Consider the following 8910-nt stretch of genomic DNA (forward strand, 5'->3'; position numbering starts at 1 on the left):
CCGACAGGTCCATCGAAAGTTTTCGAGGTGGCCTTTCAGTTTTCCTGAACGTTTTCCCGAACGTCTTCCTGAACGTCTTCCCGGACGTCTTCCTGAACGTCTTCCCGGACGTCTTCCTGAACGGTCAGCGCTTCCAGGACCCTGCGCACCGCCGTCCCCTCCTCCGAGCCCTTCCGCACGGCCGCGACCACGTGCCGTACGGGACGGTCCGCGCCGAGCGGGCACATCACGACGCCGTCCCGGCGCGCCGCCGCCATCCGCGGCACGAGCGCGACCCCCATCCCGGCCTCGACCATGGCGAGGATCGCGGTCCACCCGGCGGCGCTGTGCGCCTGCTCCGGGACGAATCCGGCGGCCTCGCACGCGTTCGTCGTGATCTCCGACCAGGGCCCGGACCCTCCGAAGATCCACGGCTCACCGGCGAGATCGGCGAGCCGCAGGCCCGGCTCACCCGCCAGCGGATGCCCCACCGGCAGGGCGACGTCCAGCGGGTCGGCCAGCAGCGGCACCCGCGTGAACTTGGGGTCGCGGGGCGTCGGCGCGTGCGCGGCAAGGGACAGGGCGAGGTCCACGTCACCGGTGGCGAGCAGTTCGTACGCCTCACCGGCCTCCGCCTCCCGCACCCGCACGGTGATGCCGGGATGCGCCGAGCGCAGCTGCCGCACGGCGGGCACCACGAGCGCGGGCACGGCGGTGGAGAACGCGGCGACCCGCACGGTCCCCGTCTCGCCGTGCACCCACTGCGCCAGCTCGGCGTCCGCGCGCTCCAGCTGGGCGAACACGGCCTCCGCGTGCCGCAGCACGAGGTGCGCGGCGTCGGTGAGCCGCACCCGCCGCCCCTGCGCCTCCAGGAGCGGCACGCCGAGCTGCTTGGCGAGGTTGGTGAGCTGCTGCGACACGGCGGACGGCGTCATGAGCAGCGTCTGCGCGGTGGCGGTGACGGTGCCGCACTCCCGCAGGGTGCGCAGGATCACCAGCTTCTTCACGTCCCACCGGTCGGGCCCCGGCACTCGCTTCTCACTGCTGCTCATACGCCACAACGTATCCGCTCGCGCGACGGCCCTAGGCTGCCCTCATGCCTCCTGCCTGCCACCTCCGCCCGGCCCGCCCCGACGAGGCGCCCCGCCTTTCGGCCCTCGCGCTGCGCTCGAAGGCCCATTGGGGTTACGACGATGCGTTCATGGCGGCGTGCGTGGACGAGCTGACGCTGCGCCCCGCCGAGGTCGTGCGCCGCCGCACGACGGTCGCCGAGGGCGCGGACGGGCGGCTCCTCGGCCTGGTGACGCTCGAAGGTCCGCCGCCGGTGGGCGAGCTGGGCCTGATGTTCGTGGACCCCGACGCGATCGGCCTCGGCGTGGGCCGGCTGCTCTTCGAGCACATGCGGGAGACGGCGCGCGCGGCCGGGTTCAGGACGGTGGGCTGGTCGGCGGACCCGAACGCGGTCCCGTTCTACGAGGCGATGGGCGGGCGGCAGGTGGGCGTGACGCCGTCGGGGTCGGTGCCGGGGCGCACGCTTCCTTTGATGGAGCTGCGGCTGTGACGCCCGGACGCCTTGATGCTCAGGCGAGCAGGCGCGGCACCGCGCGCACGTAGAGCACCATGCCGACGACCTCGACCAGGGTCTGGGTGACGACCACGACCGCGGCGACGGCCAGCGGGTCCGGCAGGGAGAGGGCGAGGGGGAGGACGACGAGGGAGTTGCGGGTGGCGCCGGTGAACACGACGGCCCGGCCGGAGGATGTGTCGAGCCGGAACAGACGCGCCACGGCACGCCCCGCGAACGCCATCACCAGCAGGAACAGCACGTAGAACGGCACGACGCGCGCCACGTCCCCGAGGTTGTCGTCCAGCTTGGGGAGCTGGGAGGCGACGACGGTCAGCAGGGTGGCGGCCATGAGCGGCACCATCGCCGTGCCCATGGCGTCCGACACGCGCTGCCCGGCGGGGCGGCGGGCGGCCCAGGCCTGGGTGAGCCAGGCGAGGGCGAGCGGGGCGACGATGAGCGCGAGGAACGCCTCGACGAAGGGCCCCGCTTCCACGACATCGCCCAGCCCCTCCCCCATGAACAGATACAGATACCCCGGCAGCAGCACCATCTGCGCGAGCAGCAGCAGGGGTGTGGCGGCGAGGAGCCGTTGGCTCGCGGCGCCCGCGAGGCCGCTGAAGACGATCACGTAGTCGACGCACGGGCAGAGCAGCACGAGCAGCACGCCGAGGCGGATCGCCTGGCCGTCGGGCAGGAAGGCGAACATGGCGGCGACGACGAGCGGGACGACGGCGAAGTTGACCGTGAGCGCGGCGGCCAGGAAGCGGCCGGCCCGCATCGAACGGAGCAGCTCCGCTGCGGGGACCTGGAGGAAGGTGACGTAGAGGAGGGCGGCGAGCACGGGGTTGATGGCGTGTTCGAGCCCGCCGCCTACGCCGGGGGCTGCCACCCCGACGATGCCTCCGGCCACCATCGCGCCCAGGTACACGCCCACCTGGCGCCGCTCCATCCACTCCGTCACACTCACGCCCCGACGCTAACGGTTCCCCGCGACCGGGGCCGTCGTCCCGGTTATGTGGCACCGGGGGCCTGACCTGGGCCGTGGCCGGGGCCGTCGTCCCGTGTGCGCGGCACGGGGGGCCGTGGCCGGGGCCCCTGCTGTCGTTGCGCGGCACCGGGGCGCCGCCTTGCCCACCCTGCCGCCCAAGGCGGCAGATTGCCCAAGGCGGTGGCGGTCGGCCGTCGCGGGTGGGGAGCCGGGGCCGACGGCAGTGTCCCCGAGGCGGTGCGGCCGACCGCAAGGAGCGGGGAGGCGGGGGCGGCGGCAGTGCCGGGTGCGGCGGACCGCGGCGGGTGGGGAGGCGGGCCTGCGGCGGCTCGCCTCAGGCGGTGGCGGCACCCCGCGAGGCCGACGCCCCCGGAGGGGGCGGGTGGGTGGGAGATGGGCGGCGGAGACGGGCGAGGCAGGGACCGGGCAGTCACCTGCGGGTGGGCGGGCAAAATCAAGCCCGCCTTTCGGACGAGAGCCAGCGGGGGCCGGGGCAGCGCCCCGAGGCCGTAGCGCCGGTGCGGCGAATGCAGCCCCGCGAGGCTCGGCAAATCCAGCCCGCGCGGGGTCCGGGGCAGAGCCCCGAGGCCGCAACGCCAGTTCGGCAAAATCAGCCCCGCCGGCGATTGAGGCGCGGGGTCCGGGGCAGAGCCCCGAGGCGTAGGGACCGTCGGCCGGTCAGGAGACCTGCCGGAGCCACTCCACCAGCAACCCATTGACCTCAACGGGACGTTCCTGCTGAAGCCAGTGCCCCGCCCCATCGAGCACATGCGACCCGACAAGCCCCGGCAACGTCACCGGATACGCGGCAATCGCATCCGCCAGCCACACCGTGGACGCATCCCGCCCACCCCCGATGAACAAGGACGGCTGCCCGATCGCCGCCCCGTCGTACGCCGCGAGGTCCTCCCAGTCCCGGTCCATGTTCCGGTACCGGGCAAGCGCCCCGCTCATCCCCGTACGCTCGAACTCCCCGGCGTACACGTCGAGTTCACCCTCACTCAGCCACCCCGGCAGAACCCCGGGGAACCGGTCCCGCAGCCGCCCGCCCCGCGCGAGGAAGTGCGGATCGGGCTCACCGGCCCCCGGCATCGTGTCGGCGGACATCGCCGCGTAGATCCCGCCCAGCCACCCCCGCACGTCCGGCTCGATCTCCGCCTCCGCGCGCCCCGGCTCCTGGAAGTACGAGACGTAGAACTCCTCCGCGCCCCCGCCCATCCCGGCGAACACCTCGCTGGGCCGCGGCCCGCCCCGCGGCGCGTACGGCACGCTCAGCAGCCCCACCGCCCGGAACACCTCCGGCCGGACCAGCGCCGACGTGGCCGCGATGTTCGCACCCCAGTCGTGCCCGATCACGACGGCCGACTCCGCGCCGAGCGCCCGCACCACGGCGACGTTGTCCTCGACGAGTTCGAGCATCCGGTACGCGGCGACGTCGTCCGGCCGCGACGACCGCCCGTACCCGCGCACGTCGATCGCGACCGCCCGGTACCCGGCGGCGGCGAGCGCCGGAAGCTGCCGGCGCCACGAGTACCAGGACTCGGGGAAGCCGTGCAGCAGCAGGACCAACGGCCCCGTCCCCTGCTCCACGAGGTGGACGCGCCCGGCCGGCGAGGGCACGAGACGGTGGATCGGTTCGGGCAGGTCGAGCACGTCGGACGACATCGCTTCCTCCAAGTTCGAGGGGGAACCTCTCGGCTCCCTCGATCCTGCCGCTACGCCCGCCCGGCCCCCGCCTTTGTTGCCGTTCCGGCAAACCGTGGCGAGGCGACCGACGCCAGCACCACCCCGCCGAGGATCAGCGCCATGCACCCCACCTGCGCCCACCCCATCGACTCCCCGAGCACGAGGTACGACAGCACGGCCACGCACACCGGCTGCAGGTAGTACACGACGCCCGCCCGCGCGGCCCCCACCAGCGCGATGGCCTTGTTCCACGCGAAGAACGCGACGGCCGACGACACCACACCCACGTACAGCAGCGGGCCGACCGTGCCCGCCCGCACCTCGAAGCCGCCCTGCACCGCCACGCTCGCCGCGTACACGGGCAGCAGCATCAGCGCGCCGAGCACGAACGTCGCGAACAGGAAGGCCACGCCGCCGAGTTCGCGCGGCTTGCGGCGCAGCAGCGCGCTGTACGAGCCGAAGCAGCCGGCCGCCGCGACCACCCACAGGTCGCCGGGCGCGAAGTCGGGCGTCAGGGAGCCCTTGCTGACGAGGAGGACGACGCCCGCGCAGGCGATCAGCGTTCCGGCCACCCGGCGCGGCCCGAGCCGCGCCCCGCCGAGCCGCTCGTAGACCGACATGATCACCGGCGACGCGGCCATGATCATGCCCATGTTGCCCGCGGAGGTCGTCATCCCGGCCTGGTTGACGAGGGTGTTGTACGTGGCGATGCCGAGCAGCGAGGCGAGCGCGACGAACCCCAAGTGCCGCCGCAGCACGGCCCGTTCGCGCCACGCCGCCCGCACTCCGAACGGTGCCACCGCGACGATCGCCACGATCCAGCGCCAGAACGCGTGCTGGATCGGCGGCACGCTGTCGTGCAGCCCGCGCGCGGTGACGAAGCTGCCGGACCAGACGACCGTGGCGAGCACGGCGAGCGCGAGGCCGACACCGAGCCCGCCGGCCGCGCGGCCGGCCGCCGCGCTCGGCTCCACGGGTGTACGGGTACGGTCCAGGACTGCCATCAGGGTCGGGCCTCTCGGTAGCGGTTGTGCGTTGTTCCGCCTACCGTCGCAGCGCCCGACCCATCACGTCCATCGAAACTTTATGCCGTTTCTTTTAAGCAAACCTGAAAGCTCCAAAGGTCGCTAGCCCTCCAGATACGCGAGCACCGCCAGCACCCGCCGGTTGTCGCTCTCCCCCGGATACAGGCCGAGCTTCGTGAAGATGTTGCCGATGTGCTTGGTGACGGCCTTCTCCGTGACGACCAGGGACTCCGCCACCCCCGCGTTCGACCTGCCCTGCGCGAGCAGCGCGAGCACCTCGCGCTCCCGCCCGGTCAGGGAGCCGAGCCGCTGGTCGCGGACCTTGCGGGCGAGGAGCTTCGACACCACCTCGGGGTCCATCACCGTGCCACCGCCCGCCACCTGGTGGATGGTGCGCAGGAACTCGGAGCCGTTCGTGACCCGGTCCTTCAGCACGTAGCCGACCGCGCCCGCCCCGTCCGCCAGCAACTCCCGCGCGTACAGCGGCTCCACGTACTGCGAGAGCAGCAACACCGGGAGGCCCGGGACCTGTTCGCGGGCCGCGAGGGCCGCACGCAGGCCCTCGTCGCTGAAGTCGGGCGGCAGCCGGACGTCGACGATCGCGACGTCCGGCCGTTCGGCGACGAGGACCTTGCGCAGCTCGGTGCCGTTGTCCACGGCGGCGACGACCTCGTGCCCGTACGCGCCGAGGAGCCGCACGAGACCGTCCCTCAGCAGGAAGTGGTCTTCGGCGACAACAACACGCACGGCACCTCCATGGAGATCTGGGTCGGCCCACCGGCCGGGCTGTTGACGGCGAGGACGCCGTCGAAGGTGGCGAGGCGGCGTTCGATGCCGGCGAGGCCGCTGCCCCGGGCCGGGTCCGCGCCGCCCCGCCCGTCGTCGGTGACGGCGACGCGCAGCGCCATGGTCCCGGCGTCGTAGGTGATGTCGATCCACAGCCGCTCGGCCTCCGCGTGCTTGGCCGCGTTGGTGACGGTCTCGGCGACGGCGAAGTAGACCGCGGACTCGACCGGCGGCTCGGGGCGGGCGGGGAGGTCGACCGTGACCTCCGCCGCCAGCGGGCTGAGCAGCGCCAACGACCGTACGGCGTCGCCGAGTCCGCGGTCGGCGAGGACCGGCGGGTGGATGCCGCGGACCAGGTCGCGCAGTTCCTGGAGCGCGGCGGAGGAGGAGGCGCGGGCCTCGGCGAGCAGCGCGCGCACGGCCTCCGGGTCGTCGTTCAGGCGGTGCTCGGCGGCGTCCAGGGTCATGCCCATCGCGACGAGCCGGGCCTGCGCCCCGTCGTGCAGGTCCCGCTCGATGCGGCGCAGTTCGGCGGCGGAGGTGTCCACGGCGTCGGTGCGGGTCGCGGACAGATGGGCGATGCGGGCGGCCATCAGCTCCTGGTCGGTCGGGGAGAGCGTGGCGCGGACGAAGCGGGCGTGGCGGTCGACCATGGAGGGGGCGATCCACAGGCCGGTCTTGGCGAGGGCGAGTCCGAGCAGGCCCGCCATGATGCCGGTCGGCACGTCCGTGACGGGGATCGCCGTGTACCAGAGGCCGCCCCAGCCGGCGTCCTGGGCCAGGTACGAGCCGAAGAAGGCGAGGAAGACGCCCCACAGTCCGTACAGAACGAGCGCGCCGGGAACGCAGGCGATGAGGCCGCCGACGAACGAGTACATGGTCGTCCAGCGCCACTCGCGGAACCGCTGGGCGTCCCCGAACACCCAGCGGTAGCGGGCGAGCAGGCCGAAGCGCTCCTTCTCGGTCCCGAGCACCGGCGCGGGCGTCGACTCGACGGTGATGCCCGACCACTCGGCCGCGAGGGCCCGCTCGCGGTCCACGACGCGCCGCATGCCCGCGGCGGCCCAGGGCAGCAGGCCCGGGACCGGTGTCCACACCGCGATGTGCAGCATCGTCGACCAGTGCAACGCCACCAGGGACAGCCACCACAGCCGGTGGCACCGCCTGACCGCCTCGACCCGCTTCATGTCGCCAACTCCCCCGTCTCGACCGCGTTCCCGGCTGTTCGCCGCTACCGGAACGAGTATCCGGCGAACTCCTCGGGCAGGTCGGTGGACTTAACTCCCCCATCCGGCACCGTGTCCGACGCCCATGCCGCGTACCCGTCGGGCCGCACCAGGAGCGCGGTGCGCCGCTCGCTCGCCCAGTGGGCGAGCCGCAGGCCGTCCAGCTTGTCCGGCGCCCCCTGGGGCAGGATCAGCACGAACTCGCCCGCTCGCAGGGCCTCGTAGAGCCGGGTGCCGCCCTGCAGCGCGACGTCGGGGACGCGCCTGCCGATGAGCGGGTGGGCGCCCCTGGGGGCCGGGTAGCGGAAGCCGATGCCGGTGATCTGGCCGACCGCGCGGCTGCGGGCGGGCCGGGCCCGGCTCACCGTCGTGGCGAGGACCGAGCGGGCCGCGAGCGTCCAGGGGCGCTTGGCCATCGCGAGGCGGACCAGGCCGCCGCTGCTGCGCAGCACCGCCTTGCCGACGGGGTGGCGTTCGGCCTCGTAGGTGTCGAGGAGCTCCGCGGTGGCCCGGCCGCTCGCCACGGCCGCCAGCTTCCAGCCGAGGTTCGCGGCGTCCTGGATGCCCGTGTTCATGCCCTGGCCGCCCGCCGGGGTGTGCACGTGCGCGGCGTCCCCGGCGAGCAGCACCCGGTCGACGCGGTACTTCGGCGCCTGGCGTTCATCGCTGTGGAAGCGGGACATCCAGCGGGCGTCGTGCATGCCGTAGTCCCGGCCGAGGGCGAGCCGCGCGGTCTCCTTGATCTCTTCGAGTTCGAGCGGGGCGTCGTCGGACACGTCGTGCGCCCGGTTCCAGGCGATCACCCGGTAGTAGCCGTCGCCGAACGGGGCGATGAAGGCGAAGGCGTCGCCGGCCGTGTTCACGGTGAGGACGTTGTCGGGCTGCTCGCCGAGCCGTACGTCGGCGAGGACGACCGAGCGGATGACGGACTTCCCGGGGAACGGCAGGCCCACCGCGGTCCGTACGGCGCTGCGCATGCCGTCGGTGCCGACGACGTACGCCGCGCGCAGGTCCTTCGACTCCCCCTGCGCGCGTACGTGGAGCGTGACGCCGTCCGCGTCCTGTGCCAGGCCCGTCACCTCGGTCTCGTACGCGAAGGTGACCCCGGCGTCGACGGCCCGCCGCTCCAGGAGCTTCTCGACCTCGTACTGCGGGACGACGAGGACGTGGGCGAAGCGCGAGGGCAGCTCGGCCAGTTCGAGGAAGAGGCTGCCGAACAGGCGCAGCCGCTGCAGCCGTTGGCCCTTGGTCTCCAGCTCGTCGGCGAGGCCGCGCGCGTCGAGCTGCTCCAGCGTGCGGGCGTGCACGGCGAAGGCGCGGGAGAGGTTGCTGATCTGGTGGGGGCGCCGCTCGACGAGGGTGACGGGCACGCCCGCGGCGGCGAGGTCCCCCGCGAGCAGCAGCCCGGTCGGGCCCGCGCCCACCACGATCACTGAACCGGTGTTGCGCGATGAGCCAGTGCTGTCCATGAGGCCTCCAGAAGCGGTCACGCCCGGATCGACCCGCCCATCCTGCCCGCACACACGCGTCGAGGGCACCCCCCCCGGCGCACCCGGCGGGGGGCCACGACGGGGGAACCGCGGGGGAGCGGTGGCGCCGCCCAGCGTGTGTGGGTTATACACCACGGACGCTGGCGACGCCCCAATGGGTGTT

General features: G+C 73.5%; 8 protein-coding genes. 1 reads left to right on the top strand and 7 read right to left on the bottom strand.

Features of this window, described 5'->3' with window-relative positions:
* Nucleotides 1–35: 35 nt before the first annotated feature.
* A complete protein-coding gene (locus ACFV9W_RS30740; RefSeq protein ID WP_385767357.1) occupies nucleotides 36–1031 on the bottom strand; it encodes a LysR substrate-binding domain-containing protein in 996 nt (331 codons plus the stop codon).
* Between the two features lie 44 nt (nucleotides 1032–1075).
* Between ACFV9W_RS30740 and ACFV9W_RS30745 the strand changes: the two genes are divergently transcribed.
* On the top strand, nucleotides 1076–1540 hold the full coding sequence (locus tag ACFV9W_RS30745; RefSeq protein WP_385767360.1) for a GNAT family N-acetyltransferase: 465 nt from the start codon (nucleotides 1076–1078) through the stop codon (nucleotides 1538–1540).
* Nucleotides 1541–1559: 19 nt separating this feature from the next.
* Here ACFV9W_RS30745 and ACFV9W_RS30750 read toward each other — a convergent pair whose 3' ends face one another.
* The 6 genes from ACFV9W_RS30750 to ACFV9W_RS30775 form a co-directional block, all read right to left on the bottom strand.
* Nucleotides 1560–2495 carry an arsenic resistance protein gene (locus ACFV9W_RS30750; RefSeq protein ID WP_385767382.1) on the bottom strand — a complete coding sequence of 312 codons (936 nt, stop codon included), beginning with the start codon at nucleotides 2493–2495 and terminating at the stop codon, nucleotides 1560–1562.
* A gap of 717 nt (nucleotides 2496–3212) precedes the next feature.
* Nucleotides 3213–4199, bottom strand: coding sequence for an alpha/beta hydrolase (locus ACFV9W_RS30755; protein ID WP_385767363.1), 987 nt, complete (start codon nucleotides 4197–4199; stop codon nucleotides 3213–3215).
* 50 nt (nucleotides 4200–4249) lie between these two features.
* Complete coding sequence (locus tag ACFV9W_RS30760) at nucleotides 4250–5224, bottom strand: DMT family transporter (protein ID WP_385767366.1); 975 nt, start codon at nucleotides 5222–5224, stop codon at nucleotides 4250–4252.
* A gap of 123 nt (nucleotides 5225–5347) precedes the next feature.
* Nucleotides 5348–5992: a response regulator gene (locus ACFV9W_RS30765; protein ID WP_385767369.1), complete on the bottom strand. Its 645-nt coding sequence runs from the start codon at nucleotides 5990–5992 to the stop codon at nucleotides 5348–5350.
* Nucleotides 5956–7218: a histidine kinase gene (locus ACFV9W_RS30770; protein WP_385767373.1), complete on the bottom strand. Its 1263-nt coding sequence runs from the start codon at nucleotides 7216–7218 to the stop codon at nucleotides 5956–5958. The genes ACFV9W_RS30765 and ACFV9W_RS30770 overlap by 37 nt, the downstream gene beginning before the upstream one ends.
* Before the next feature lie 44 nt (nucleotides 7219–7262).
* Nucleotides 7263–8726: an FAD-dependent monooxygenase gene (locus tag ACFV9W_RS30775; RefSeq protein WP_385767375.1), complete on the bottom strand. Its 1464-nt coding sequence runs from the start codon at nucleotides 8724–8726 to the stop codon at nucleotides 7263–7265.
* Nucleotides 8727–8910 lie beyond the last annotated feature (184 nt).

Origin of the sequence: Streptomyces sp. NPDC059897 (assembly GCF_042730865.1) — a bacterium.
Lineage (GTDB): Bacteria > Actinomycetota > Actinomycetes > Streptomycetales > Streptomycetaceae > Streptomyces.

What these genes read in the sequence shown, in the direction of transcription:
- ACFV9W_RS30745 (WP_385767360.1), top strand. Translation starts at nt 1,076, where the DNA reads ATGCCTCCTGCCTGCCACCTCCGCCCGGCCCGCCCCGACGAGGCGCCC.
- ACFV9W_RS30740 (WP_385767357.1), bottom strand. Translation starts at nt 1,031, where the DNA reads ATGAGCAGCAGTGAGAAGCGAGTGCCGGGGCCCGACCGGTGGGACGTG.
- ACFV9W_RS30775 (WP_385767375.1), bottom strand. Translation starts at nt 8,726, where the DNA reads ATGGACAGCACTGGCTCATCGCGCAACACCGGTTCAGTGATCGTGGTG.
- ACFV9W_RS30770 (WP_385767373.1), bottom strand. Translation starts at nt 7,218, where the DNA reads ATGAAGCGGGTCGAGGCGGTCAGGCGGTGCCACCGGCTGTGGTGGCTG.
- ACFV9W_RS30750 (WP_385767382.1), bottom strand. Translation starts at nt 2,495, where the DNA reads ATGGAGCGGCGCCAGGTGGGCGTGTACCTGGGCGCGATGGTGGCCGGA.
- ACFV9W_RS30760 (WP_385767366.1), bottom strand. Translation starts at nt 5,224, where the DNA reads ATGGCAGTCCTGGACCGTACCCGTACACCCGTGGAGCCGAGCGCGGCG.
- ACFV9W_RS30755 (WP_385767363.1), bottom strand. Translation starts at nt 4,199, where the DNA reads ATGTCGTCCGACGTGCTCGACCTGCCCGAACCGATCCACCGTCTCGTG.